Source organism: Candidatus Merdisoma sp. JLR.KK011, assembly GCF_036941125.1.
Lineage (GTDB): Bacteria > Bacillota > Clostridia > Lachnospirales > Lachnospiraceae > Laedolimicola.
Window position 1 is genome coordinate 2,298,381 of the sequence record NZ_JAYWSZ010000003.1, and the last position, 24,509, is coordinate 2,322,889.

At 47.8% G+C, this 24,509-nt stretch carries 26 protein-coding genes; 4 read left to right on the forward strand and 22 right to left on the reverse strand.

From position 1 onward, the window contains the following. Positions 1–141: 141 nt before the first annotated feature. The 12 genes from VV089_RS12355 to VV089_RS12410 form a co-directional block, all read right to left on the reverse strand. Positions 142–894, reverse strand: a complete 753-nt coding sequence (locus tag VV089_RS12355; protein WP_334336060.1) for a cyclase family protein — start codon at positions 892–894, stop codon at positions 142–144. A 115-nt stretch (positions 895–1,009) separates the two neighbouring features. Then, complete coding sequence (locus tag VV089_RS12360; protein WP_172540901.1) at positions 1,010–1,420, reverse strand: NifB/NifX family molybdenum-iron cluster-binding protein; 411 nt, start codon at positions 1,418–1,420, stop codon at positions 1,010–1,012. 60 nt (positions 1,421–1,480) lie between these two features. Beyond that, complete coding sequence (locus tag VV089_RS12365; protein WP_334336061.1) at positions 1,481–2,284, reverse strand: sirohydrochlorin cobaltochelatase; 804 nt, start codon at positions 2,282–2,284, stop codon at positions 1,481–1,483. A 24-nt stretch (positions 2,285–2,308) separates the two neighbouring features. Beyond that, positions 2,309–3,199 (reverse strand): NAD(P)/FAD-dependent oxidoreductase, encoded by an 891-nt coding sequence (locus tag VV089_RS12370; RefSeq protein WP_334336062.1) that lies wholly within the window; start codon positions 3,197–3,199, stop codon positions 2,309–2,311. 30 nt (positions 3,200–3,229) lie between these two features. After that, positions 3,230–3,562 (reverse strand): thioredoxin, encoded by a 333-nt coding sequence (gene trxA / locus VV089_RS12375; RefSeq protein ID WP_334336258.1) that lies wholly within the window; start codon positions 3,560–3,562, stop codon positions 3,230–3,232. A gap of 249 nt (positions 3,563–3,811) precedes the next feature. After that, a complete protein-coding gene (locus VV089_RS12380; RefSeq protein WP_172540912.1) occupies positions 3,812–4,429 on the reverse strand; it encodes an ABC transporter ATP-binding protein in 618 nt (205 codons plus the stop codon). Between the two features lie 70 nt (positions 4,430–4,499). Continuing rightward, positions 4,500–5,429: an ABC transporter ATP-binding protein gene (locus VV089_RS12385; RefSeq protein ID WP_334336063.1), complete on the reverse strand. Its 930-nt coding sequence runs from the start codon at positions 5,427–5,429 to the stop codon at positions 4,500–4,502. Positions 5,430–5,553: 124 nt separating this feature from the next. Next, entirely contained in the window at positions 5,554–6,378 is an 825-nt protein-coding gene (locus tag VV089_RS12390) for an ABC transporter permease (protein WP_442891530.1), read from the reverse strand. Then, on the reverse strand, positions 6,375–7,325 hold the full coding sequence (locus VV089_RS12395; protein WP_334336260.1) for an ABC transporter permease: 951 nt from the start codon (positions 7,323–7,325) through the stop codon (positions 6,375–6,377). Before VV089_RS12395 ends, VV089_RS12390 begins: the two co-directional genes overlap by 4 nt. A gap of 109 nt (positions 7,326–7,434) precedes the next feature. Further along, on the reverse strand, positions 7,435–9,066 hold the full coding sequence (locus VV089_RS12400) for an ABC transporter substrate-binding protein (protein ID WP_334336064.1): 1,632 nt from the start codon (positions 9,064–9,066) through the stop codon (positions 7,435–7,437). 252 nt (positions 9,067–9,318) lie between these two features. After that, positions 9,319–10,395, reverse strand: coding sequence for a PD-(D/E)XK nuclease family transposase (locus tag VV089_RS12405; protein ID WP_334336065.1), 1,077 nt, complete (start codon positions 10,393–10,395; stop codon positions 9,319–9,321). Between the two features lie 422 nt (positions 10,396–10,817). After that, a complete protein-coding gene (locus VV089_RS12410; RefSeq protein ID WP_334336066.1) occupies positions 10,818–12,056 on the reverse strand; it encodes a response regulator in 1,239 nt (412 codons plus the stop codon). A gap of 109 nt (positions 12,057–12,165) precedes the next feature. Between VV089_RS12410 and VV089_RS12415 the strand changes: the two genes are divergently transcribed. Beyond that, positions 12,166–12,420, forward strand: a complete 255-nt coding sequence (locus VV089_RS12415) for a helix-turn-helix domain-containing protein (protein ID WP_172542969.1) — start codon at positions 12,166–12,168, stop codon at positions 12,418–12,420. Positions 12,421–12,480: 60 nt separating this feature from the next. Here VV089_RS12415 and VV089_RS12420 read toward each other — a convergent pair whose 3' ends face one another. The 6 genes from VV089_RS12420 to VV089_RS12445 all read right to left on the reverse strand — a co-directional run bounded on the left by VV089_RS12420 (position 12,481) and on the right by VV089_RS12445 (position 16,349). Further along, on the reverse strand, positions 12,481–13,365 hold the full coding sequence (locus VV089_RS12420) for a TraX family protein (RefSeq protein ID WP_172542968.1): 885 nt from the start codon (positions 13,363–13,365) through the stop codon (positions 12,481–12,483). Positions 13,366–13,553: 188 nt separating this feature from the next. Beyond that, positions 13,554–13,715, reverse strand: coding sequence for a hypothetical protein (locus tag VV089_RS12425; protein ID WP_172542967.1), 162 nt, complete (start codon positions 13,713–13,715; stop codon positions 13,554–13,556). A gap of 118 nt (positions 13,716–13,833) precedes the next feature. Next, entirely contained in the window at positions 13,834–14,238 is a 405-nt protein-coding gene (locus tag VV089_RS12430) for a GerW family sporulation protein (protein WP_334336067.1), read from the reverse strand. A 154-nt stretch (positions 14,239–14,392) separates the two neighbouring features. Beyond that, positions 14,393–15,382 carry a DUF2953 domain-containing protein gene (locus tag VV089_RS12435; RefSeq protein ID WP_334336068.1) on the reverse strand — a complete coding sequence of 330 codons (990 nt, stop codon included), beginning with the start codon at positions 15,380–15,382 and terminating at the stop codon, positions 14,393–14,395. A 28-nt stretch (positions 15,383–15,410) separates the two neighbouring features. Then, positions 15,411–15,752 carry a hypothetical protein gene (locus tag VV089_RS12440; protein ID WP_172542964.1) on the reverse strand — a complete coding sequence of 114 codons (342 nt, stop codon included), beginning with the start codon at positions 15,750–15,752 and terminating at the stop codon, positions 15,411–15,413. Between the two features lie 144 nt (positions 15,753–15,896). Next, entirely contained in the window at positions 15,897–16,349 is a 453-nt protein-coding gene (locus VV089_RS12445; protein ID WP_172542963.1) for an NUDIX hydrolase, read from the reverse strand. A 208-nt stretch (positions 16,350–16,557) separates the two neighbouring features. Between VV089_RS12445 and VV089_RS12450 the strand changes: the two genes are divergently transcribed. Next, a complete protein-coding gene (locus VV089_RS12450; RefSeq protein WP_334336069.1) occupies positions 16,558–17,343 on the forward strand; it encodes a Cof-type HAD-IIB family hydrolase in 786 nt (261 codons plus the stop codon). Between the two features lie 62 nt (positions 17,344–17,405). Here VV089_RS12450 and VV089_RS12455 read toward each other — a convergent pair whose 3' ends face one another. Further along, positions 17,406–17,624, reverse strand: coding sequence for a hypothetical protein (locus VV089_RS12455; protein WP_172542961.1), 219 nt, complete (start codon positions 17,622–17,624; stop codon positions 17,406–17,408). 403 nt (positions 17,625–18,027) lie between these two features. Between VV089_RS12455 and istA the strand changes: the two genes are divergently transcribed. Together istA and istB are read left to right on the forward strand one after the other, a co-directional pair. Then, the gene (istA, locus tag VV089_RS12460) at positions 18,028–19,566 is read left to right on the forward strand and encodes an IS21 family transposase (protein WP_334336070.1); all 1,539 of its coding nucleotides are present in this window, start codon (positions 18,028–18,030) and stop codon (positions 19,564–19,566) included. Positions 19,567–19,574: 8 nt separating this feature from the next. After that, positions 19,575–20,351, forward strand: coding sequence for an IS21-like element helper ATPase IstB (gene istB, locus VV089_RS12465; protein ID WP_334336071.1), 777 nt, complete (start codon positions 19,575–19,577; stop codon positions 20,349–20,351). Between the two features lie 203 nt (positions 20,352–20,554). Here the strand turns inward: istB and VV089_RS12470 are convergent, their stop codons facing one another. From VV089_RS12470 to VV089_RS12480, 3 genes are read right to left on the reverse strand one after another with little or no spacing between them, the layout of a single operon-like run. Beyond that, a complete protein-coding gene (locus tag VV089_RS12470) occupies positions 20,555–22,210 on the reverse strand; it encodes an ABC transporter permease (RefSeq protein WP_334336072.1) in 1,656 nt (551 codons plus the stop codon). Continuing rightward, entirely contained in the window at positions 22,197–23,285 is a 1,089-nt protein-coding gene (locus VV089_RS12475) for an ABC transporter ATP-binding protein (protein ID WP_172543700.1), read from the reverse strand. The genes VV089_RS12470 and VV089_RS12475 overlap by 14 nt, the downstream gene beginning before the upstream one ends. 48 nt (positions 23,286–23,333) lie before the next feature. Further along, the gene (locus tag VV089_RS12480; RefSeq protein WP_334336073.1) at positions 23,334–24,437 is read right to left on the reverse strand and encodes an ABC transporter substrate-binding protein; all 1,104 of its coding nucleotides are present in this window, start codon (positions 24,435–24,437) and stop codon (positions 23,334–23,336) included. Positions 24,438–24,509: the final 72 nt, after the last annotated feature.

Sequence of the window (24,509 nt, forward strand, 5' to 3'; positions counted from 1 at the left end):
GAGGACTCATATAGCAACGCCCCTTTTCTTTTATTTTATCAGAAAAGGGGCGTGTTCACAATTTATTTACTTATACCCTGCAGATACCCTGTTAAGGCACATCCCTTCAGGATGGACAAACTTCGTCCGTTAAGGGGCGGGCTATTCGGTAACTGCCCACACTCTCGCCGGAAGTCCGGTTGCGCCTTCAATGCGCGGATAGGATACCAGTACCACCGCTCCTGCCGGAGTAACCTGTTCCAGGTTCTTTAAGAGCTCTACCTGCAGCTTTCCATGATCGAGAACATACCGCTCTCCAATGAGATCGCCTGCTTTTTCCGCAACTGCAGACGCATCAGTATCCAGAGTTTCATGTCCGTTTGCCGCTGCACTGCGCACTTCGTAAATGTATTTCAATGCTTCCAGGGACCATCCCGGAAAGTTTTCGCTTCCGTCCTCTTTGATGCCGGAAATCTCATTCATATCCGGCCATTTCTTAGACCAGTCCGTGCGAAGGGCTACGAACGCGCCTTCCGGAATCGGGCCGTATTTTTCTTCGTATGCTTTTATGTCCTCCACGGTCACGGCATACCGATCGTCCTGCTTTACTTTTTCCGTTATATCAATAACGCATAAGGGAAAAATAAGGTCATGGACATCGTATTTCTCGGATAGCTCCCCTCCCTTTGCAAAATGCCCCGGGAAATCAATGTGGGTTCCGAACTGCCCTGGGAATTTAAAGGTCTGAATCAGGCAGTCCAGCATGGGATTTCCCCAGTCAAAGCAGGTTTTGGCCAGCTCCACGCTTCCGTCAGGAATGCCTGACCAGTAGGGGCTGTCGTTGTTCATGGAATGGGAAAGCTCTACCCATTTATACTTTTTTGCTTCCTTTAATGCGTCCCATAATTTGTACATTTTTATTCTCCTATTCCAGTTCCGTAATATCCTTCACAATACAAAGGTAGAGCCGCTTCGACACACCGGTTATGAGAGAAACTTTTATTCGAAAGAGCACTCATAAAAGTTCCTCTCATGCGCCATGCCCTCCACAGCCCTGTTTGTTCTCCCCACAGTGATGCCCGCCGCAGGAATGGCCGTGGTCATGGCTGTGATGGTCACAGTGTACGTTGGGGTTAAAATCCAGATTTCCGGCCAGATATGCTTTCACAGCGTCATCTGCCATGCCGGATACACCCCCGTACAGCTTGATTCCAGCCTCTGCCAGCGCCATCTGCGCCCCTCCGCCGATTCCGCCGCAGATCAGGATTTCTACACCTGCCTCTGTAAGAAATCCCGATAAAGCTCCGTGGCCCTGGCCGTTGGTGCCCACAATCTCTTCTGCAGCAACTTTTCCGTCCTCAATATCGTAGAGCTTGAACTGCTCCGTATGTCCGAAATGCTGGAAGATTGCTCCATTTTCATAGGTAACTGCGATTCTCATATCATTTTCTCCTTTCCTACTTAACTTGCACATGGTTTTTGCGTTTTCTTTCTATATTTTCTAAAATTTACCCAGAGCTTTTGCAGCCCTTGCGTGCTCGATGTAGAGTCTGCGTATGCCGGGATACTCTCCCAGGCCTTTCATTATACATTCTACCGTAAAGCCTGCTGCCTCGAAACGCCTGCGCCAGGAATCCCTGCCCTCGCCGGACATATCGTGAATGGCGTGATCTCCTGCCACGAACATAAAAGGAGCCAGGAGCACTTTTCCGGGACGGAATTCCGCTACTTTCTCAAGCAGGGTATCCAGGGAAGGATAAGCCTCCACGGTTCCAAGAAACGCGTGGGAATATCCCAGTTCCTTCAGCATACTGTCCAAATCAGCATAGATGGAATTGACTTGGTGAGAGGTTCCGTGTCCCATGAATACCAGTGCCTCCTCTGCCTTCCTATCTTTGAATTCTTCCATTACGGCTTCAATTGCCTGGCGTTGATCCTCTGCAGTTGACAAAAGAGGTTCTCCGAAGACAAGGGACGAAAAAGACTGGGCACAGCTTTCTACATTTTCCTTCATCTGCTCGTTCTCGATCCCATCTACCAGATGGGTAGGCTGGACGATCACATGGGTGACACCGTCTGCGAGCATCTGAGCAACAGCTTCCTTCACCGTAGGAATACGGATTCCGTCGCGGCGCAGAAGCTTTGCGATTATCTTTTTGCTGGTCCATGCCCGGTATACCTTGTAATCAGGAAATGCTTCTGCAAAATCGGCTTCCATCCGGTCAATGGTCTTTGCCCTGGTTTTAGCAAAGCTTGTGCCGAAGCTCACCACAAGAATTGCTTTTTTTTCTGTATCCTGTTTCATGGTTTTCTCCATAGAATACGAGGCTCACGGCTCCTGTCTGTGCGCTTCATTTTCCTTCCTCTGCCTGCGGACAAAGGGAATCATGGACATGGCGGCCTGGGCGCCTTCCCCTACGGCAGTGGAGATCTGCAGAAGTCCGCCGATGCAGTCTCCGGCTGCGTACAAGCCCGGAATGTTGGTTTCCATCCGCTCATTTACCTTGATATTCTGTCCTTCCGTGAAGGCTCCGGCTTTTCTTGCCAGTTCCATGGCCCCGGCGCTTCCCAAGGCTACGAACAGACCCTCCGCCGCAATCCTGCTTCCGTCCTCAAAGGTGATGCCCTCTACCCGTTCCGTTCCGTCCACAGAACGCAGAGGCTCCCGGATAACCTGGACGCCTTCCGGCACTTCTGTCTTCAATTCCTGGCCGTTGGTCAAAAGCACGGCGGACTTTACAATCGGAAGAATCTGGCTCATCTCGTGAATGGCATAGTCCTCATTTCCAAGGACGGCAACTTCCTTGCCCCGATAAAAAAAGGCATCACAGACGGCGCAGTAGCTGACGCCTCTTCCTTCCAGCTCTTTTAAGCCTTGTATTTTCAAGGTTTTCCGTCCGGTTCCTGTGGCCAGAAGTACGGTCAGCGACTCGTAGGTCCCGTTTTTTCCTTCCAGGATAAAATGGCCGTTCCAGGTGATATGGAAGATCTCATCCTCCACCAGCTCAACGCCCAGGCTCCTGGCCTGATTTTTTGTATTCTCTACCAGCTCGCAGCCGGAAACAGGCTCTGCCATGCCAAAATAATTTTCGATTCGATCCGCCTTCTCCAACGCGCCCCGGTCCTTGCCGATCACAAGGGTCCTGAGGTTTGCCCTGCTGGTATAGAGAGCCGCCGACAAGCCTGCCGGGCCGCTCCCGATCATAACTGCGTCATACATGATACTGCCCCTCTTTCCTCCGATTGCCGTTTACACCCCTATAAGCTCCTTTAAGCTCTCTTTGGACTGCAGGCCGACGGCGCTTCCGGCCATTTTGCCGTCTTTGAACAAAAGAAGGGTAGGAATGTTCATCACTCCGTACTGCTGTGCCAGTCTGCCGTTTGCATCTACATCCAGCTTGGCAAACTTTACGCTGCTGACCTCCTTTGCCAGTTCATCTACAATGGGAGCCTGCATCCGGCAGGGGCCGCACCAGGCTGCCCAGAAATCTACCAATACAGGGATGTCGGACTTCAATACCTCCTGTTCAAAATTCTGCTCTGTTATCTCAATCGGCGCCATAATCGTTCTCCTTTCCTTGATCTGCACATCTTTTTGTGCATACAGGTATATGCCCCAGGGCACCTTCTCTTTGCCTTCCAGGCAAATTCACCTTGCCCGTAGGGTATTTCCTTAATTTGCACATGGTTTTTGTGTACCGTGGTATATACTTTTTTAAAGGTATTCCCCTTAACTGTTTTATGCGTCAGTCAGAAGGAATACGCTTCTTTTTGATACCTTCTCTCATAGTATACCGCAAATACAAATGTAAAAAAAGCCTTTTTTTACCATTCATGTATCGCCGTTTTTCTCCAAATCTTCTACCCGTGTGCACACCTGCCAAAGAAGCGGCGTGCTGTGGCTCACCGCCAGAAGACCGATGCTCCGCTCCTCCGCCTCCCGAACCAGAAAGCTCCAGATCTGGCTCTGGGTAATGAGATCCAGCATGGTACTGATCTCATCTGCCAATATGAACTGTGTCCGCTCTCCCAGGGCTCTTGCAATGCAGAACCTCTGAAGCTCACCGCCGGACAGCTCTGCCGGATAGCGGTTCAGCCAGTCTGGTTCAATGCCCAGGCCCTCCACGATGCGCTGCTCCAGATGATCGCCTTCTGCCAGAACCTCCTTCATGCGAAGTCTTGGATTCACCACCTGCTCCGGATGCTGCCAGATCATCTGTACCGGACAGTAACCCTTATATGCAGACAAGGGACGCCCGTCCAGAAGAACCTCACCCTTATCCGGCTTCTCATAGCCGGCCACAATCTTGCAGAAGGTTGTCTTGCCAAAGCCGCTGGGGGCAATCAGCCCCACCCGTTCCTCCTGGGTCAGCTTCAAGCTGAAATCATCTAAAATCTGTCTGCTGTCCGTTCCGTAACGGAAGGAAATATGTTTTGCTTCCAGTACCATTTCTGCCTCCATTTATAGCTCTCCAGTCTGCTGTTAAGCATTTTATGCCCTAGAGCAGTCCGCTGAAGCCTTATTCCCCGCGCAGGCACCGGACTTTTCCGCCGCGTACCTCCCGGTAGGGAATCTCGCCTTTACATTTCTCGCAAAAAAGCCCGCACCGAGGCCCGAAGGGGCATCCCTGGGGAAGCTCCTTTACATAGGGCTGTGTCCCACTGATAAACTGAAATCCATTCTGGGGAAGGGCTCTCCAGAGGGCCTTGGAATAGGGATGCCGCAGGGTCTCCTCCCTGGCAAAATCCTTTACATCCGCATCCTCCACGGTAGTTCCGGCATAGAATACCACCACCCGGTCAGCCACCTCCAGAGCCTGCTCCAGATCATGGGTAATCAGCAGCACACCGGCCCCTTGATCCGCCAGCTCCCGGAAATGGCTCATCACCCGGCGGACCATTTTCATATGAAGCCCCGGCGTAGGCTCGTCTGCAATCACCAGACGGGGATTCCCCATCATCGCCGTGGAGACCAAGACACGCCGGTTCATTCCTCCGGACATCTCAAAAGGATAAAGCTCCTGAACCTCCTGCTTCAGATGATACCCCTCAAAAATCCGATTTAGTTTTTCCTTTGATTCCGGATCTTTTTTCCCCTTTCGAATCTGGGGGCCGATTTTCATCAAAGGATCCAGAAATGCCACACTCTGGGGAACAAGAACAATTTCATTTCCCCGAAGCTCTTCCTTACGCTTCTGGGTCAGCTCCTGACCGTCATAAAGGATGGTTCCGCCAATTGCCCCATTGTAAGGAAGAATCCCCAGTATTCCATGAGCCAGCAGGCTTTTTCCGGATCCGCTGGAGCCCACCACGGCCACCATTTCGCCTTCATGGACTGTCACATTCAGATCCCGGATCACATCCAGGTCTGTCCGGCCGAAGCCCTTGTCATACTGTTGAAAGGAAATGGACAGGTTTTGTATTTCCAGTATCACTTTTTTCTCATTCATGTTGTGTCCCTTTTATACTTCATTCTATTTCAGCTTTGCATGTCTCCCAAATGCCGAGCAGCATTCCAGCTCTTAAAAATATACCCGTAAATCCATCCAGCCGCCGGCCTGGCTGTCTGTACCGCTACACATGCGCGCTCCCTGGATCCAAAAGCTTCCGCAGACTCTCTCCTGCCACATCAAAGAGCGCCACCGTCAGCACCAGCAAAAGCCCTGGAAACAGCGCCAGCCACCATTTTCCCATAGCAAGATACTGCATACTCTCTGAAAGGATCACCCCGATAGCCGGCTGCTCTGGGGACAGGCCGAAGCCCAGAAAGGTTATGCTTGCCTCGTGAAGAATGGCATGGGGAAACAAGAGAATCAATCCCACCAAAAACTGCGGAAACAAATGGGGAACCATATGCTTCCAGGCAATCTGCCAGGGACTAAGCCCCAGCTTTCCTGCCGCCTTAATATAATAAGCCTCTTTCAGCTGCAGAACTTCTCCCCGAATCAGCCTGGCCAGTGAAGTCCAATGAGTCAGGGATACCCCGATCACCACACCCTTAAAGCCTTTGCCGCAGGCATAGGAAATCAATATCAGCAGCAGAATATGGGGAATTCCCATAACCAGATCGATCACCCAGGTCACTGCCGAATCCACAGTCCGCCCCATCGTCGCCGAAACAATACCAAGAAACAAAGCCAAAAGTGCGCTCACTCCCGCCGCCAGAAGCCCGATCCGGATGCTCATAGACAGCCCCGTCAGAGTCCGCACAAACATATCCCGTCCCATCCAGTCCGTCCCAAACAGATATTCCAGACAGGGAGGCCTGTCCTTTCTGGAAAAATCCGTCACCACAGCCGCCTTAAAAAGCACCTGCCCGGCTATGGTAATCAGCACCAGAAAGAGCACCGCCGCCCCAAATAAAAGAACGGTTCTCTGCCTTCCATTTATACGTCTCACAGTCCGGCACCTCCCTTGCGAATCCGGGGATCTACAATTCCATACAAAATATTCGCTGTCAGATTGCCGCCAAATACAATTGCCGCACTAATCACCGTAATCCCAAGAAGCAGAGGCACATCGCTTCCGATTCCTGCCGTCACCGCAGCCTGTCCAAGCCCGGGATAAGAAAAAATCTCCTCCACAAGAACGGAGCCGCCGAAAATCTCACTGATAGAGGCAAACTGCAGGGTCAGCGCCGGAAGAATCACGTTGCGAAAACTATGATTTTTAAAAATGCTCCATCCGTTTTCCCCTCTTGCCCTTGCAAAGAGTACGTAATCACTTTCCATAATATCAATCATTTTTTCTCTGGTGTGGAGGGTTATATTGGAAACGCCCGTAATGCTGAGGGTCAGCGCCGGAAGGATGGCATGGCGGATACGGTCTGCCAGAGTCACTCCTGCGGCCTCCATGCCAATGGGTACGCTTAAGCCCACAGGCAGTACCTTAAGCCACACTGCAAACACCATAAGGAGCACCAGAGCCAGCCAGAAAGCAGGCGTACTGGCAATCACCAGGGAATAGCCCTTGATAATCTTATCCACCCAGGTTCCCTGCTTCATCCCTGCCAGAGCTCCCAGACAGAAGCCCATAACACCGGAAATCACCCAGGCAATGGCAAGAAGCCAGATGGAATTGGCAAATTTCACCGCAATCACTTCTGCCACCGGCCTCCGGTATAACAGGGAAATCCCCATATCTCCCCGGAAAAAGTCTGAAGCCCAGGCCAGGAACCGCTCCACGGGAGGCTGTCCTACGCCCCAGTAGGCGTTAAGCTTTGCAATCTGTTCCTGACTCATGCTTCCTAAGGCCGTCTGCCCTACATTGGCCTGCAAGGGATCTACCGGGGATAGGGACACCAGAAAAAATGCCGCAATGCTGACGCATATAAGAAGTAAGAGCATGCGGACTGCCTGTTTTGTTATAAATATAAAATGATGTTTCACTTGGCCACCTCTATTCCAGTTCCGCAATACTTGTATCATACATCTTTACCATCTTTACCAGTTTCAATTACTGCCACGTCCACTGATCTACATTGTTGACAATCGACCAGCCGTGTCCGTGTGGATGGAGCTTCTGCTCTGCCACTTGCAGATTGTCTCTCGACCAGTAGAGATGGTCGATATTTACAAGCCATATCCAGGGAATATCCCCTTCCTGTGTGATACCGGTGGTTCCGTCCCACTGAGCTTTCTGCCAGAGCTCATAGGATGTGTCAAGATCGCTGGCGGCCAGAGCCTCATCCATATACCGGTCAACAGTTTCATTGGAGTAGGGTGAAAAGCCTGCCAGTCCGTTTTCCAGGGTGTGATAAATGTTATAAAGCTCCATGGGAGAATGTGCTCCCCAGCCCCACATCAGAGGCTCCGCCTGAGCCCGATCATATGCCGTATCCCAGCCCACTCCCTCTATGGTTACTTCTATCCCAAGCGTCCTAAGCTGATTCTGAGTATCCGCCGCCAGGGCCTGCCGCAGAGAATCACTGGCCGGATACAGCAGATTGAAGGCCGCCCGTACCCCGTTCTTTTCCCGGATCCCGTCAGAGCTCTCCATCCATCCTGCCTTATCCAGAATGGCCTTTGCTTCCTCCAGGTTATATTCCACCTCTGCCGCACTGTTGTACCAGGGCATCTTGTCGCAGACACTGTAGGCCGGTGTTCCGTAGCCGTTTACCACATTTTCCAGCATTTCCTGTCTGTTAAGGCCGATGTTAATTGCCCTGCGCACCTCCGGATCGCTGGTAAAATCATTTCCTATGGGATTTCCTTCCGTATCTGTTCCTGCAGGTATTGCCGGAAGGTTAAATCCGCGGTTGTCCACGGACTCAAAAGAAAGAAGCTCATAGCCGCTGATGCTCTGATCCGAGTAAGCTGCCGCTGTGTAGGCCAGATCTACCTGGCCTGCCATTGCAGCCGCAAAAGCTGCATCCTCCTCCATAAAAACAACCGTAACCTGCTTCATTTTTATCTCTTCTCCGTAATAATCCGGATTGGCCTCAAAGATAATCTGCTGTCCCTTATCCCACTGCTTCATCAGATACCGCCCGGAACCGATGGGATGCTCGCCGTAATCGGGGCCATAGGCGTGTTCCGGTACAATTCCCACAATAGCCATGGTATAAGGCCAGATGGAATAAGCCTGTGACATGCGGAACTCCACCGTGGTATCGTCAAGAGCAGCCGCTTCTTTGAGCATGGTAAAATCATTGACAGAGCTTGCTTCCTTCACCGTATTATAAGTAAATGCAACGTCAGAGGCCGTCAGAGGCTCTCCGTCCGTAAAGGTTACATCATCCCGAATGGTTACCGTCCAGGTCATGCCATCCTCACTTACCTGCATATCCGTGGCCAGATCATATCCTATGGAGAGATCGGGATTCGTAACCGTCAGCGTGCTCTGAATCAGGGGCTCATGCACATGTTCTCCCGCTCCCCACCCGTATGCCGGGTCAAATCCGGCCTCCGGCTCTGAGCTCGGCCCCATAGCCACAATCACCGAATCCCCAGCCTTTGAAGACTCCGTCCCTTGTTCCGTCTGACTCTGGGCCTCCTCCAAAGACGGCTTATTGTTTGTGCCGCAGCCGGTAAACAGGCTCATGCACACTGCTGATGCTGTCATCAATAAAATCCACTTTTTCTTCATGGCGTGTATTCCCTCGCTTTCATATTTGTCTCCTCAATAATCTTGATTATACACATCCGTTAAAACCTTCACAAGCCACCCTGGGGGATATTTTTGCAATTTTTTTATATTCATCCAAAAACTAAGACAGGATACCAAAACCGCCTCTCTGAATATAAAAGCTGAGGGACGGCTTTTGCAGCCTGTCTGAAGCAATTTTATTTAATTAATAGCGATATTTGTATGATGGGATTCTATTGCAAAAGGCCGAACCTATCTCTTTTCCAATTCTGCAATCCGGCGCAGAGCTTCTTCGAGCTGTATCGATTTTTGACGCTCACGTTCCTCCAGCTTGCCGGCACGGATTTTTTGTTGTTCTAATTCTTGTTTTACCTGCTCAGCTTCCTCCTTTTTCTGTTCCAATTTTTGTTTTACCTGCTCTGCTTCCTTTTTCTTCTGTTCTAATTCTTCCTGCATCTCATCAATCATCAACTGTACCGTATTCCGATCCAGTTCCCGCAGTTCTTTTGAAAAAAATCCCATGATCTCCTCCATATTCCGGAACATCTCATATATCTCTTCATACATGGGCTTAAACTGCGGATAAGCTTGAATCAGCTTCACAATCTCCTCTGGCTCTTCCGCACTGAAAAACATAAGCCATGCATTCAATTTCCCTGTCACATTTTTATTTTGCTGTGTTTTCTTAAAAATGTCAATAGGGATAAACACGTATTTTTGAAGAAGCTCTATCTTGATTCCTGTATCTGACTTCTGTTCTGACCGATGTATGTAATGATTGGGAAATTTCTGAAATTCTTCGGGACTGGATTCGAATAATACAATATTGTAAACAGATTTTATATTGCGGTAGCTGAACTTTTTTCGCTTTTCACTTCTAACGCGTTTATACTGGCGCAGCAAAAGATCCGCCGAATAACAGGCACTGCGCTGGCCCGGAAATTTATACCCAATCTTCTGGATTTCTACATTCGCCAGGCTTCCATCCTTAAGTTCCACTATAATATCTGTAATCAACAGGGAACTTTCATCAGCAAGACGGGTAGAATCATTGGGAAGCACCATATGGATTTTCACCTGTGTTCCCAGAATAAGTGACAAAAATTCATTTAAGCGTTCCGGTGCACTCTCAGGATTCATAACCTCTTTAAAAAAAGCGTCATAAAGCACTCTTGGGCCTTTTACTCCCGTACAAAAATTCAAGAATTCTTCTTGCTGTTCTTCTGTCCAGAAATGGAACATGTCCAAAAGCTTCTCGTTTTTATGTATATCCGCCAATACCTCCTTTCTTTCCCGAATCATGGGAAAATACCGTTTTAAATCTGACATAAACCTGCTCCTTCCTTAATTTGTACATATTCTTTGCACATAGAAGTATACCTGCAGGGTATTTACTTGATCTTTACACGTATTTTATACGTTCTTTCCCTATATACCCTTACACCTGCTTATTGAAAGCTTCTCCGAACTGGAGATATTGACACAAGATACTCAGCAAAAGACAATTACTGCCGGAAAATATTTCTCTCCACAAATGTATGCCCTGCGGATACTCCATTTATGCATGTCCCTTCGGGACGGGCGGATTACCTCCGTTAAGGTATATTAACATACATTCCAAAATTTTACAATCCAAAATTGAAATTTTTATACCCTTCACACGTATTTTACATATTTTAACCAGAGACGGAATTATCGCCTTTGCCAGGATATTTCTTGTATCCGGACGGTTCGCGTACATTTCGTTTGCTCTAACCAAACTTTGAATCTGCTAATATGAAACAACCTGTACGCAAACGTCCGGACAGTGGATATATATTCAGTTCTTTTTCCACGTCTTCTTTTGAAAATTCTCCCTGATAGAGCTTCTGCATACACTTGATAAACTCTTCCTTTATCCTTTTCTCCAGTTCAAAAAGGCTTTCCAGATCAAGATCGGATCCGGATACCTGTTTCAGCAGTCCGGCAAAAAGCGCCTCTGCTTTCTGGGGTTGTATCGTCTCCATATAGGCCGTCAGTTCGGAAAGAATGCGCTCTACCGGAAGCTTTTCACTGCACAAGGGCAGCTTCTCGTAGAAAAAGAGCCTATTTACGCCGCCATTCAGCCGGTATTGTACTGCCATGTCCGCCTGCCTGCGAATGTCGTAAAAGAGACAGGCGATTCCTTTGATCTCCTGTGAAATTCCTACGGATATATCACAATATTCAAAAAAACGCATTTTCAGCTCTTCAAAAAAGGTCTGCACTACCGCATAAAAATCAATCTCCTCTGAATACTGAACCAGAAGATAGATTCTGGACTCTATGTCCGTGATAACAATGCCGGAAAACAGCTTGCTGAAGGATTTTTCCGAATAATTCACAACCTGCTTTAAAAGGCGCTGATACTGGCTGCCGCTGAACTCTCCCTTGCCGATACACTTCACTGCAATCACACGAAACAGACCGTCTTCCTGAAAGTCCAGGGAATAGCTGTTCATCACTTGAGCTGTATCCTGGTTCCTTAGCCATCCCGGAACCAACAGCACATTGCTTAGAAACTGCTGCTTAAGGAGCTCCTTATTCATGCGCAGCTTATGTTCCGTCTTTTTCTGTGCCTCCCTGTCCTTTGTCTCGTGATCCAGACGGGTAACAATCTGCCTCAGATTATTTTCCAGCTCCTCCTTATTTACCGGCTTTAAAAGATAATTTTCCACATTATATTTCAGCGCCATATGGGCATACTCAAATTCAGCATGTCCGCTCAGAAGCAGAAAAATGCATTTGATCTTCTCAGCATTACAGGTTTTTACAATATCCAGACCTGAAATCTTCGGCATTCGGATATCGGTAATCACAATATCCGGACGGCAGGTTCGAACAGCCTCCAGAGCCGCCGCTCCGTCCATGTACTGCCCGATGATCTCAATCCCCATGCTTTCCCAGTCAACCAGCTTCTTTAGCAGCATACAAATATGAATCTCATCATCCGCTATAATTGCTTTGTACATGGCATCCTCCCCTAAATCAAATTCTGCTGATCTTTAACACACTTTATCGCACTTTATGTGCTAATGTCAAGAAAAATGCTGAACATTAACACAAAAGAGGAAATGAAGTATGAAAATCTATGATTATGAAGGAAAAAAGAATGTCTGTGGAACCAACATCCGGGAAGCCCGGGTGATCCGGCGGATCTCCCAGACAGAGCTGGCCGCCAGAATGCAGTTAGAAGGAATTCTCCTGGAACGCGACAGTATCAGCCGAATTGAAAACGGCGTCCGTTTTGTCGCCGACTATGAGCTTTTGGCCTTCGCCAAGGTATTAAATGTTGAATTGGAATGGCTGCTGGAAAAAGGGGCTGTCGCAAAATAAGACAGCCCCTCTGACGAAAAAAGACATGGAAAATAAAAATCTGACAGCAGCGCCTAAGCGCTACTTCAATATCACAACTCCTAAAAACCACAATAGATATACATGGGCCGGATAGAAAATGTAGTAAAAATACTTTTTACACTGCCCCCGTTTCCCGTTGCAGGCCAAAAGCAGCGGCAGGGCAATAACCATCATCCACTGAAAATCATTATTCAGCATATGGGTCACATCCAGGATCGGCCGGAAGGAAGCTCCCCAGAGCACAAGCCCCGTGGTGATCTCCATAAAAGCCACCAGCACGTCATTGCCAATCAGCATAAAGAACTTTCCCCAGATTCCAAAAGCTGCATTCAGGAAGAATACCAGGCAAAGGAGCAGATACCCGGCGGTAAGCTTCCCCTTCTCCTCCTTGGTGTAGTAAAAAAGCGCTCCCATCAGAACATACAGGAAGGCTCCCTCGCACATCAGCGCACTGCCGCCCAGAGAAGAAAACAGACTCAGAATCGCATAAGGAACCTCCGCAAGCTCATAAAGAGCCGCCCAAATCAGTGCAAATGCAATCTGCCAGCCCCCGTAAATAAGCCACAGCCGCAGCCGCTTCTTCGGATGCTTCCGCCCGTACTCCAGCACCTCTATAAAAAGCGCCCCCGCAAAAAGAGTGGCAAAAATATTGTTGGTAACTGCCGTCGTCAATCCCGTTTTCTGGACAGCAAAGGATAGAAGCAGATTAACCAAAGCCATCAATACACTGCACATATAGAGGCGTTTAAAATACTGCCTTTTGTCGTGTGTCTTATCGAGACTCCAGGCCATTCCATAAAAAAACAAGGGCGCTGCCAGCCGTCCAATCCACTGAAACCAGATGGGCATCCCCGGTATAAACGCTCCGATATAATTCACTGCCATTGCCAAGAGAGCAATGCGCTTCAACATTGTCACAGACATTCTTCTGAACCCCCAGCCTTTTGTATCTTCTGCCGCGGCACTCTCAAGGCCGCAGCGTACATCTTACTTCTGCCGCAGCATTCTTAGCGCCGCAGCGTACATCCTACACATTTTACAATATTCTTACATAAAAGGAAAGTATTTGTTACAAATATTTAATTTTTCTTAAGAAATAAAACGTAACACTTCTATCTTCCGCATTTCCCATCTGAGGAAAAAAGATTATATCCCACCAGCATCAGCGAAAAAGCCGCCAGAGCACGCACAAACCATCCCTGCACGGGCATAAAAAAGGTAGTCAGTATCCCCACTCCGATCCAGAACATGACAAATCCAAGCAATTGTTTCATAACGGCTCCTGACACAAAAAAGTTCTCACTCTATTATATGCAGAAAAAGGTCCGGCAGATACCTGCCGAACCCTTTCCATATTTCTCCTTTAAGATATGCGGACTTCCCTGCCGCTTCCTACGCATCCGCCTCTTCCTTCTCAATCACATCCACAGCATCCTGAATCGCGTCGGCCACAGGACTGTTCTCCTTCTTGCCGCTGGTAAACTTATTCACAAAATCCGGAACCATATCCAGAATCTTCGTCACCGTATCCTGGTTCTTCACATTCACAAGCTTGGTCACGCCGCCGGAGATCACAAGAATTGCGCTGGGAGAAATCTTTGCGCCCATACCTCCCCCCGCATTCTGCATCTTATCTCCTGCAAAGGCCCCGGCGCCTACACCGAAGGATACATCAACCAAAGGAAGAATGATAGTATCGCCGACTGTTACGGCATCGCCCACCACCGTCTTTGTAGTAATGAAGCTGTCCATTCCTTTGAACAGAGATTGTACGGTTGTATCAAAATTATTATTCATGGTAAGTCCTCCTGATATAGTTCCGTAATACTCTTTCCCATACACCTTCCTCTAAATCAAGTTCCAGACCAGAATCGCAGGCCTGTTAATCGATCTGTGCACCAGAAAGGATATTACTATAATAAGTTTTACAGTCTCCCTCACAATCCTCCTGTCATTCCCTGCCGCGGAGCTTGTGATATACGTAGAGTACATTTTTATCTCTCCAGAGCCTCCACAGAATCAAGGCCGCTGTCACCAGACGGAAGCCTCCCTTTACAAAAAGCTCTCCCTCCAGAATACTCTGTTCGAAATCCGGGTATACCTTAACATTATCCTTAAAAACCGGATAGAATATACTGATACCGCCCAGAATCTCTCCTGTCAGAGCCGGATCCTCCATACCGAAACGAAGCTCTCCTTGTATCTTTTTCGGAAGCAGCCTGGCAAGAAGAAGCTTTCCCTCCTCCATACAGTGGGAAAAAGCCTTCTTTGTCCGCTCATCCATTAGAAATTCCTTTGTATCCCGGTATTTCTGAACGCCTTTCCTTATTTTAACACAAAAACGCCGGAATGTATATTTGAGATTTCTAATTTTTTCCCAGATTCCGAAAATCTTAAGAAAAAAGGCTTTTATTTTCTTCCAGATACGCACTGCCAGGCTGTCACGCTTCCTGGCGCTGTCCGGAGGCTTCTTATCCTCCCGCAGCCTGTCCGTATCCTCTTTCCTCATCGGAAGACACATTTCGTCTTTCCCGTTCTGCTCACTGGAACTCTTCTTTGTCTCTTCTTTGTCAGCCGTCTCCTCTTCTTCCGCCTTTAGAATCTGCTTCCCGCCTTCCACAGCCGCCTCTTCCGTATCCTGGAACAGCTCCTCTGCCGTCTCCTTAAGCTCCTCCTCATCCTCCGCAAAATTTTTAACGGTAATTCCGAAAACCTTGATTTTCCCGGTAAAAACGCCTTCCCGGAAGCTTAAAGGGACGCTTACCATATGCAGCAGCCACGTCACCTTGGCTGCCGCCTCAAAATCCCCCTCCCTGCGAAGCCGCCCCCGGTAACGAATCGGCACAAAGAGCAGCACAAGCAGGATCAGAAGCAACAGCCCAAGAAGAGCTGCCAGAATGATACCAATTATTTTCAAAATAAGTAGAAATACATGCAGCATCCAATTCTCCCGTTTTTGATTTCTTCGTTTACTTCAGATCTTTTTCGCTCTCTAAAAGCAGCGCTTCCCCAAAATATTCCCTTACCCCAAAGCCGCCTGTTTCCCGGTAAATATCCTCCACCATCCGCTGCGTCATTTCCAATGCCTCCTCATAGCCGGAGGCAATTCCCACAACAAAGGGATCCTGGCTGTAAAAGCCCGGCTGCTTCAGATGAGCCGCATGAAAAATATCAAAGAGATTCTGTTCGTTGGAGGCCAGAGAAATAAAATAAATACTGACCATTCCAATCCCTCTCTCCGCCTTGCGGATAATCTTGTCCTTTTTTCCGGCTGTCTTTTCACTTAAGTAGAGTTCCTTCGCCCATCTCATATAGATAGCCGCCTTTCCCTGTCGGATTCCCGGGATTTTGGGCCGGTATGCAAAAAGACCCCGCCCTTCCAGAAATTATTTCCCAAAATAGCACGAAAGGAACACCGCAAAAGGAAAAAACAGGATTTATTTTGCGGCATTCCCTTAAAAATACTTTTTATTTCCCCAAAGATTACTCTTCTTCAAATCCAGATACTCATTATAAGCGCGCTCCAATATCTGCTTCTCGTTGGAAAATTTCAGCAGATGGTACGCCTCGTGGAACTTATAATAACCCGAATCTACAAAATACTCTTCGCGCTGTGGTTTACTGTAATAATTATCCGCCATCATCAGATACCAGTGGACATCCTTCTCCACCGTATCCTCCGGCACTGAAAAAGAATACTGGCTTTTTCCGATGTACTTAATAATGGAAGCCACTACACCCGTCTCCTCACGCACCTCCCGAACCGCCGTATCCTTGAATTCCTCTCCCGGTTCTACAGTTCCTTTAGGAAGTACCCAGCCCTCGTACCGATTCTTATAATTCTTGTACAAAAGCAGTATCTTCCCCCGAAATATCACCACACCGCCACAACTGGTTGCCTCAATCATTGCAAAACCTCCCTGCCTGGTGTGTCCCTTAGACTGGTAACAGTATAACTCTTTTTGAGAAGTTTGACAAGACCCCTGCCGGAAAAGAAATAAAGGTACATGTTATTGATTTTTTACCCCTTTTATGTCATCATTAGATTACCCAGTAAAAAGCTCAGCCGTTCTTTTCCGGCGGCGTCCGCCTATCAAAATCAAGAGAGGTAATTCCATGATAAAAGCTATCTTTTTCGATATTGACGGAACCTTATATTCCCACAGAGACCACCGGATTCCGGAAAGCGCCTTATGGGCTTTAGAGGCACTTAGGAAGCAAGGCGTTCTTTTGTTTCTATCCACCGGAAGGCATATGATTATGATTGAGCATCTTCTGGGAAACCAGATCCCCTTTGACGGTTATGTCTCTCTCACCGGGCAGATCTGCCTCGACCGTGAGAAGCGGATTTTTTACAAAAATCCCATCTGCCGGGAGGATACGGAAAAAATTGCAGCCTTTTTTAACAAGAAAACAGTTCCTCTTACCTTAATGGAGGAAAACCGCCGCTATATCAATTTTACCAGCCAGGCCTCTGGGGATGCCCTAAAACGCCTCTCCTCCTTCTCGCCGCCTGTGGAGGCCTACCAGGGAGGAGAACTCTACCAGGTTTCCGGTTTTCTCTGTGAAGAGGCCGCAAAAGAACTTCTCTCCCCTCTTACAAACTGTAAATATACCAGCTGGGATGACGGAGCAATTGATATTATCTCGGCAGACGGCGGAAAGACGGTCGGCATCCAGAAGCTTTTAGAGCATTACTGCCTAAGTCCGGACAGCATTATGGCCTTCGGCGACGGTGACAATGATGCCGACATGCTGGAATTCGCCCAGATCGGCGTAGCCATGGGAAATGGTTTCCAAAAAGCAAAGGAAGCCGCCGGCTACGTCACCACAGACATAGACGACGACGGAATCGCCAATGCATTGAAGCATTTTCATCTGCTTCCTGCTTCTTTCTCATAAAGAAAATCCGCTGCAAAATCCATATACAGGCTTTTGAGAGCATTCCCAAAAGCCTGTCAAAATCAATCCTTATTCTGTTTTTCAAACTCAAGAGCCTTCTTTTTTATCGATTTATATTCTAAATATGCTGTAAATATAAGCACTCCTGACAGAAACAACGCCAACATAAATTCCACACGCAGGAACAAAACCATAACTGCCAAAACCAAAAGCCAAAGGGTATGAATATATCTATCTAATCTTTCCAGAGGGTTAAGCTGCGTCCAAAATATTTTTTTCATACTCATTTTCCCCCTTCATTTTCCAATTTATGGCCTAACCGGATCAAACCATATGATACTGAAACGCTGCCTCCACATTTCAATCACGCCCACTCTTTATCCTTATATTAACATTATATTATATATTTCCTAAAATAAAAGACTTAAAAATTTTGTTAATTTACGTTATACTAAAACATATGAGCTTTAAATTTTATTCCTTCTCTCACATGCCACTCCGATTTCTGTCTCTTTTGCTGAATAATCCGGAGCGAAATCCATCACCTGTCCGGTGTATGGAAATCACGAATCCGTTTTGCTGGAAATCGCGTTTCCGCTAAAAAGGAAATCGCTTTATCTATAAAGTCCTTATAATGAGGTTATACATCTGTTGGTGTAAATTCATTATAAGGAGGTCGCGCTTATGACCAAGTACAGAGAAATCATTCGCCTTACCGGCCTGGGATTCTCACAACGTAACATCATGGCAAGCTGTGGTGTTGCGCAAAAAACGGTCGTCAAAGTTCAGAAACGTGCCAGAGAATTATCACTTTCATGGCCACTTGATGAAGCAATGACTGACACAGAGCTTCAAAGGCTCATGTTCTCCAAGGAGAACAAGGTATCACCTAACAAGCGTATGCCTGACTACGCTTACATCCACAAGGAGATGATCCGCAACGGAGTCAGCAAAAAACTCTTGTGGACAGAATACATGGAGGACTGCCGTGCTAACGGCGAGGAACCGCTCATGTACTCCCAATTCTGCTATCACATCCAACAGGATGAGCAGAAACGACGTGCTACCATGCATATCAATCGCAAACCCGGCGAACAGGTTGAAGTAGACTGGGCAGGGAATCCTGCAACAATCATTGACCCGGATACGGGGGAAATCATCAAAGCATATATCTTTGTGGGCGTCATGACCTACAGCCAGTATGCTTATGTTGAAGCCTTTTTGGATATGAAACAGAAATCATGGATTAATGCTCATATCCACATGTACGAATATTTTGGCGGTGTTGCCAGGATTCTCGTACCGGATAACTGTAAAACCGCAGTTATTCATAATGGTGGATTTAAAGACCAGCAGATTAATGAAGCCTATCAGGAAATGGCTGAACACTATGGCACCGCTATTATTCCGGCGCGTGTCAGGGCTCCCAAGGATAAGCCGAATGCTGAAGGAACGGTAGGAAACATATCTACCTGGATTACAGCAGCACTTCGGGATGAACAGTTCTTCTCCCTTGCCGAATTAAACCGTGCAATTAGGAATAAGCTAGAACTGTTCAACCAAAGGCTCTTTCAGAAGAAAGAGGGTAGTCGGCAAAGCTTATTTCTTGGGGAAGAAAAACCATTGCTGGCACCATTACCTGCTACCCGTTTTGAACTGAGTGACTGGAAGACAGCCACCGTCCAGTTCAATTATCACATATCCGTGGACGGAATGCTATACTCAGTTCCGTATGAATACATCAAAAAGAAAGTTGATGTAAAGGTAACAGATACCACTATTGAGATTTTCTATAACCATAACCGCATTGCTTCCCATCGCCGTCTGAAAGGGCGTCCCGGGCAGTACAGCACCATTACAGAGCATATGCCGGAAGACCATCAGAAATATCTAGAATGGAACGGCGACCGTTTCCGTAAGTGGGCTGAGCGGATTGGTATAAATACGTACACTGCAGTCAATGCGATATTAACCTCCAAAGGCGTGGAGCAACAGACCTACCGAAGTTGTATGGGGCTTCTAAAACTTGCAGAGAAATACTCGGATGCATTGCTGGAAGCTGCCTGTAAGAAAGCTTTATCCTATACAGCATCGCCAAGTTACAAGAGTATTAAAAACATCCTTGTAACCGGTTCTGACAAGCTGGCATTGGAAACAACCAATACCAGGACCACACAGAAAGCACACGGCATCACAAGAGGTGCCGACTACTATCGGAGGTAAATACACATATGACCAATCAGAGTACGATTAATAAATTAATTGAAATGCGTCTTACAGCTATGGCAGATGCATTCCGTAACCAGCTGGATGATCCAAAATGCAAGGAGATTCCATTTGAGGATAGGTTCGGTATGCTGGTGGATATCGAATTCAGCAGTCGTAAAAATAATCGTCTTAAAAGACTGATTAAGAATGCTGGATTCGACCAGACGGAAGCAAATATCATGGATATCAACTACACTTCCGGACGCAAGTTGAACAAGGAACTGATTCGCAGACTTGCAACTTGCGAATATATATCCGAACACCGGAATCTTTTTATTACCGGTGCTACAGGCTGTGGTAAAACTTACATGGCCTGTGCCTTTGGTATGGAGGCTTGTAAGCAGTATTACAATACCAAGTATGTCCGCCTTCCTGATTTACTTATTGACTTGGAGATCGCACGGACAGATGGCAACTACAAAAAAGTCATGGCTAAGTACGCCAATCCAGTTGTCCTGATTCTGGATGAATGGCTTCTATTGAAACCAACGGATTCAGAACAAAGGGAAATCTTCGAACTGCTCCACCGGAGACGCAAGAAATCTTCAACGATTTTCTGCTCTCAGTATGAATTCGAGGAGTGGTATGACCAGCTCGGCGGTGATGACAGTCCTCTGGCAGATGCAATCATTGACCGCATTGCCCATGACAGTTATCGCATTAATATCACAAGCATAGATGCCAAGCATGACATCTCAATGCGTGAGGTCTATGGATTAGACAAAACATTACGCGAGTAAACTCGCATAAGATGATTTCCACTTCCCGGACATCTGATTTCCAGATTTCCGGAAGTGCAATTTCATCGCACAAGAATATTCATTTGCAGAGGCAAATCCATTTCCCAGACCGCTAATCACAAAAAAACCAGTGGCAAGACCAGCCGTTACAGCCTTTGCCACCGGTTTCTTTTTATCATCTATCTCTGTCCGCCACAGGCGCCCTACAGGCTTAGCTCCTTCCCCCCATTCATCTTGTTAAACAACAGCAGCGACGCCACTGTCAGCAGGGTCAGTATGGTAGACAAAGCCGCAGCCGTCCCGTAATTGCCCCGGATAACCTCCGTATAGATAGCCACCGTCAAGGTCTTCGTCCGGCCTGTATACAGGATAATGGCCGTAGAGAGCTCACTGATCATCGTCACCCAGCTCAAAATCGCCCCCGACACAATTCCAGCCTGCATCATAGGAACCGTAATGCGGAAAAACGCCTTCATCTTCGTCGCTCCCAGGGAAATGGCAGCCTCCTCGATGCTCATCGGAATCTGCTGCAGAATCGCCACAGAAGAACGAATCGTATAAGGCAGTCTTCGAATCACCAGCGCCACTACCATAATCAGCATCGTGCCGCTGATAAGAAGGGGCGGCTTATTAAAGCCCACCAGAAGGGCAATACCAAGAACCGTTCCCGGCACAATGTAAGGAATCATAGACAGAATATCCGTGATATTCGTGAGGAAATTCCTTCTGCGCACCACCAGATAGGCAATGAGAATCGCCAGCAGTATAATCACCACCAGAGCCAGGATTGGAATAATAATCGTATTCTGAATGCTCTTTCCCAGCTTTCCAAAAGCCGTAGCATAGCTACTTAAGGAATAGCCGTCCACAAAAATCTTTCCTTCCGTATTTTTAAAGGAAGTGTAGATCACATAGCACTGGGGCAGCACGGCAACCCCAATCACCAGATAGGAAAAAAGATGTACCATCCACCGGACAGCCCCCTTGGCCTCCCGTACCTCCATGGGATGCAGCGCATTCAAAGAGAAGGATTTCCGGTTGGAAACATACTTCTGGATGAGAAATACCACCGTCGTAATCACAATGGCAATCACAGCAATGGCAGCCGCAAAGCCGTCATTTCCCCCTACCTCATTGATAAACTCATTGTAAAGCACAACCGGGAAGGTACGATACCCCTCTCCAATCAGCATCGGCGTTCCGAAATCCGCAAAGGAACGCATAAATACCAGAAGGCCCGCCGCCAAAAGGGTTGGCATAATCAGCGGAACAACCACCTTCACAAAGCATTTCACGCCGGAACAGCCCAGGTTTCCCGCCGCCTCAATCAGGGAATTGTCGATGTTTTTCAGCGCTCCCCTTGCATAGAGGAACACCAGCGGAAAGAGCTGCAGGGTCATAACCAGGACAATTCCTCCAAATCCGTAGATATCCGGCAGGGCAATCCCCATATTTTTAAAGAAGGTGGTAATCACGCCGCTCCTTCCAAGAAGCAGAATCCAGGAGTAGGCCCCGATAAAAGGCGCCGACATGGAAGCCACCACAATTAGAATGCTCAAAAAAGCTTTTCCCCGAATCTTGTATACGGCAAAGAGATACGCAAGGGGCGTTCCAATCAAAAGAGACAGAACCGTGGCCGCAATGGAAATCTTAAAGCTGTTAAAGAGCGTGTTAAAATAATAGCTTTTGGAAAAGAATTTCGCAAAGTTAGCCAGGGTCAGCTTCCCCGTCTCTGCGTCGAACACAGACTGGCGGATGAGATACCCCATGGGATAGAGGAGAAACAGCACATACAGGAGTATCACAAACAGCGTGATAAAGCCCCATACGTCCAGACGGAATTTATTATTGTTTTTCATAGGCCTCGCTCCTTACCAGGTTTCGCTCCCCCGTATGATTAAACACGTTGATCTTTTCCTTCTTTACCTTCAGAAGAACAGACTGTCCTTCCTTCAGCTCCTCCTTAAGGGACGATTCCTCGATGATCTCCACAGTCTCCCCGGCATCCGTATCAATGTAATAGTGGGTGTTAAGGCCCAGGTAGACGAACTCCTTCACCGTTCCCTTGATTCCGTCTCTGCCTTCCTTGCAGATGACAAATTCCTCCGGCCGGATGGAACAGAGTACCTCCTGATCCTCTGCCCTTTTCAGAGCGTCAATCTGCTCCCGGTATCCGTCTGCAAATACCAGCCCGCCCTTCTCAATTCTCGCCGGAACCATATTGGTGCGCCCGATAAAGGTGGCTACGAACACATTCTTCGGTCTCTGGTAGATGTCCTTGGGCTTTCCAATGTGCTGAATCACGCCGTCCTTCATTACGGCAATCCGGTCACTGATGGCCATGGCCTCCTCCTGGTCATGGGTCACATACACAGTGGTAATTCCCACGCTTTTCTGTGTATGACGGATTACCGTCCGCATCTCCATGCGGAGCTTTGCATCCAGGTTGGACAAAGGCTCATCCATCAGAAGCACATCCGGGGTAATCACCAGGGCTCTTGCCAGGGCGATACGCTGCTGCTGTCCGCCGGACAGCTGGCTTGGCATCCGCTCCGCATACTCCATAATCTGCATCAGATTTAAATATTTGTCCGTTTCTGTCTTAATCTTTTCTTTCTCGATTTTTCGGTTTTTCAAGCCAAAGGCAACATTGTTCCGCACGGACAGATTGGGAAATATGGCATAGTTTTGGAAAACCATGCCAATATTTCTCTTACTGGGATCCATATCATTGATCCGGGTCTCATTAAAGTAAAAATCTCCGCCCTCAATGGAATTGAATCCTGCAATCATCCGCAGCAATGTTGTCTTTCCGCAGCCAGAAGGTCCCAGGAGGGTAAATAACTCTCCGTCCTCTATTTCGGCGCTCAAATCGGGAATCACGGTGTTCTCACCATATTTCTTTACCGCATTTTTTATTATAATTCTGCTCATCTTATCCTCCACAACCTTGCTGACGTCCGGGTCTTTACCCTGTCTGTCTTAATTGCTCTGCAGATCCGTAAAGATCTCAGTGTAGTGATCTACGATCTCCTGCTTATGCTGGCTTACATAGGGGATATCCTCCTCAAGCACCTTGATGTCTGCCAGGGGAACCATGTAATCGCTGGTCTGTGCATCCTTCATAATCGGACGGTTTGTCAGGGTGCTGCCCCAGATATTCTGTACCTCTTCGCTTAAGATAAAGTCCATGAACAGCTTTGCATTGTCCATATTTCTGGCTCCCTTTACGATGGTTGCCGATGCGGGCAGATATACGGTGCCCTCTTCCATGTATACAATCTCAACAGGCGCTCCGTCCTTTACAAGCTGTGCACAGGGATCCTCGTAGGAAAGTCCAACTACATACTCGCCGTCAGCTACTCCCTTGTAGACGCCGGAAGAGCTCTCGCAGATCTTTCCGTCAATGTTTGCAAACAGCTCCTCTACGTACTTCCATGCAGCCTCGTCCTCATAGCCGCCCATAGCCAGCAGCATATTGGTCAGATGCGCAAATGCGGAAGAAGAGTTGGCCGGGTCTGCCGTGGCAATCTTGCCTTTCAGCTCCGGATTCAGAAGATCCTCATAGCCCTTGATCTCAATGTCCCCAATAAGATCTGTGTTTACAATGAGAACGCTGCCGTCCAAAACGTTGCTGGTGATAAAGCCGCACTCATTCTTGTAAGCGTCTACGACTGTCTCATTGTTCGGCGATACATAAGGCTCCCACAGATCCTGATTGTCATACATCTGGGACCAGGAACCGCCGAAGAGGACATCTGCATACGGGTCGTTCTTCTCAGACTCAATTCTCTTTACCAGCTCGCCTGTTCCTGCCTGGATAACCTCTACGGTAATGCCGTATTTTTCCTCAAACAGGGGAATGGTTGCATTGATAAGGCCCTCAGAGTTGGGGGAGTAAACCACCAGCTCGCCGCCTACCTGCGCTGTCTCAGAGCCGCCCTCTTCTTCGCCGCCTTCCTCTGCAGGAGCTTCTGTCTCTGCCGGAGCCGCCGGCTCCTCTGTGCTGCTCTTGCCGCAGCCTGCCAGTAAGCCAGTGGTCATAACAGCCGCCAGCAGTAACGCAATACTCTTTTTCTTCATCATAAAATCCTCCTTTAAAATTTATACCCTTATTTTATCTGCTTCTTTTCCTGTAAACTACCTAAATTTCAGAAC

What these genes read in the sequence shown, in the direction of transcription:
- VV089_RS12425 (WP_172542967.1), bottom strand. Translation starts at nt 13,715, where the DNA reads ATGAAACAATTGCTTGGATTTGTCATGTTCTGGATCGGAGTGGGGATA.
- VV089_RS12415 (WP_172542969.1), top strand. Translation starts at nt 12,166, where the DNA reads ATGAAAATCTATGATTATGAAGGAAAAAAGAATGTCTGTGGAACCAAC.
- VV089_RS12435 (WP_334336068.1), bottom strand. Translation starts at nt 15,382, where the DNA reads ATGCTGCATGTATTTCTACTTATTTTGAAAATAATTGGTATCATTCTG.
- istA (WP_334336070.1), top strand. Translation starts at nt 18,028, where the DNA reads ATGACCAAGTACAGAGAAATCATTCGCCTTACCGGCCTGGGATTCTCA.
- VV089_RS12400 (WP_334336064.1), bottom strand. Translation starts at nt 9,066, where the DNA reads ATGAAGAAAAAGTGGATTTTATTGATGACAGCATCAGCAGTGTGCATG.
- VV089_RS12440 (WP_172542964.1), bottom strand. Translation starts at nt 15,752, where the DNA reads ATGAGATGGGCGAAGGAACTCTACTTAAGTGAAAAGACAGCCGGAAAA.
- VV089_RS12445 (WP_172542963.1), bottom strand. Translation starts at nt 16,349, where the DNA reads ATGATTGAGGCAACCAGTTGTGGCGGTGTGGTGATATTTCGGGGGAAG.
- VV089_RS12430 (WP_334336067.1), bottom strand. Translation starts at nt 14,238, where the DNA reads ATGAATAATAATTTTGATACAACCGTACAATCTCTGTTCAAAGGAATG.
- VV089_RS12420 (WP_172542968.1), bottom strand. Translation starts at nt 13,365, where the DNA reads ATGTCTGTGACAATGTTGAAGCGCATTGCTCTCTTGGCAATGGCAGTG.
- VV089_RS12370 (WP_334336062.1), bottom strand. Translation starts at nt 3,199, where the DNA reads ATGTATGACGCAGTTATGATCGGGAGCGGCCCGGCAGGCTTGTCGGCG.
- VV089_RS12455 (WP_172542961.1), bottom strand. Translation starts at nt 17,624, where the DNA reads ATGAAAAAAATATTTTGGACGCAGCTTAACCCTCTGGAAAGATTAGAT.
- VV089_RS12395 (WP_334336260.1), bottom strand. Translation starts at nt 7,325, where the DNA reads ATGCTCTTACTTCTTATATGCGTCAGCATTGCGGCATTTTTTCTGGTG.
- VV089_RS12365 (WP_334336061.1), bottom strand. Translation starts at nt 2,284, where the DNA reads ATGAAACAGGATACAGAAAAAAAAGCAATTCTTGTGGTGAGCTTCGGC.
- VV089_RS12405 (WP_334336065.1), bottom strand. Translation starts at nt 10,395, where the DNA reads ATGTCAGATTTAAAACGGTATTTTCCCATGATTCGGGAAAGAAAGGAG.
- VV089_RS12380 (WP_172540912.1), bottom strand. Translation starts at nt 4,429, where the DNA reads ATGGTACTGGAAGCAAAACATATTTCCTTCCGTTACGGAACGGACAGC.
- VV089_RS12360 (WP_172540901.1), bottom strand. Translation starts at nt 1,420, where the DNA reads ATGAGAATCGCAGTTACCTATGAAAATGGAGCAATCTTCCAGCATTTC.
- VV089_RS12450 (WP_334336069.1), top strand. Translation starts at nt 16,558, where the DNA reads ATGATAAAAGCTATCTTTTTCGATATTGACGGAACCTTATATTCCCAC.
- istB (WP_334336071.1), top strand. Translation starts at nt 19,575, where the DNA reads ATGACCAATCAGAGTACGATTAATAAATTAATTGAAATGCGTCTTACA.
- VV089_RS12470 (WP_334336072.1), bottom strand. Translation starts at nt 22,210, where the DNA reads ATGAAAAACAATAATAAATTCCGTCTGGACGTATGGGGCTTTATCACG.
- VV089_RS12385 (WP_334336063.1), bottom strand. Translation starts at nt 5,429, where the DNA reads ATGAATGAGAAAAAAGTGATACTGGAAATACAAAACCTGTCCATTTCC.
- VV089_RS12480 (WP_334336073.1), bottom strand. Translation starts at nt 24,437, where the DNA reads ATGATGAAGAAAAAGAGTATTGCGTTACTGCTGGCGGCTGTTATGACC.
- VV089_RS12475 (WP_172543700.1), bottom strand. Translation starts at nt 23,285, where the DNA reads ATGAGCAGAATTATAATAAAAAATGCGGTAAAGAAATATGGTGAGAAC.
- VV089_RS12410 (WP_334336066.1), bottom strand. Translation starts at nt 12,056, where the DNA reads ATGTACAAAGCAATTATAGCGGATGATGAGATTCATATTTGTATGCTG.
- VV089_RS12355 (WP_334336060.1), bottom strand. Translation starts at nt 894, where the DNA reads ATGTACAAATTATGGGACGCATTAAAGGAAGCAAAAAAGTATAAATGG.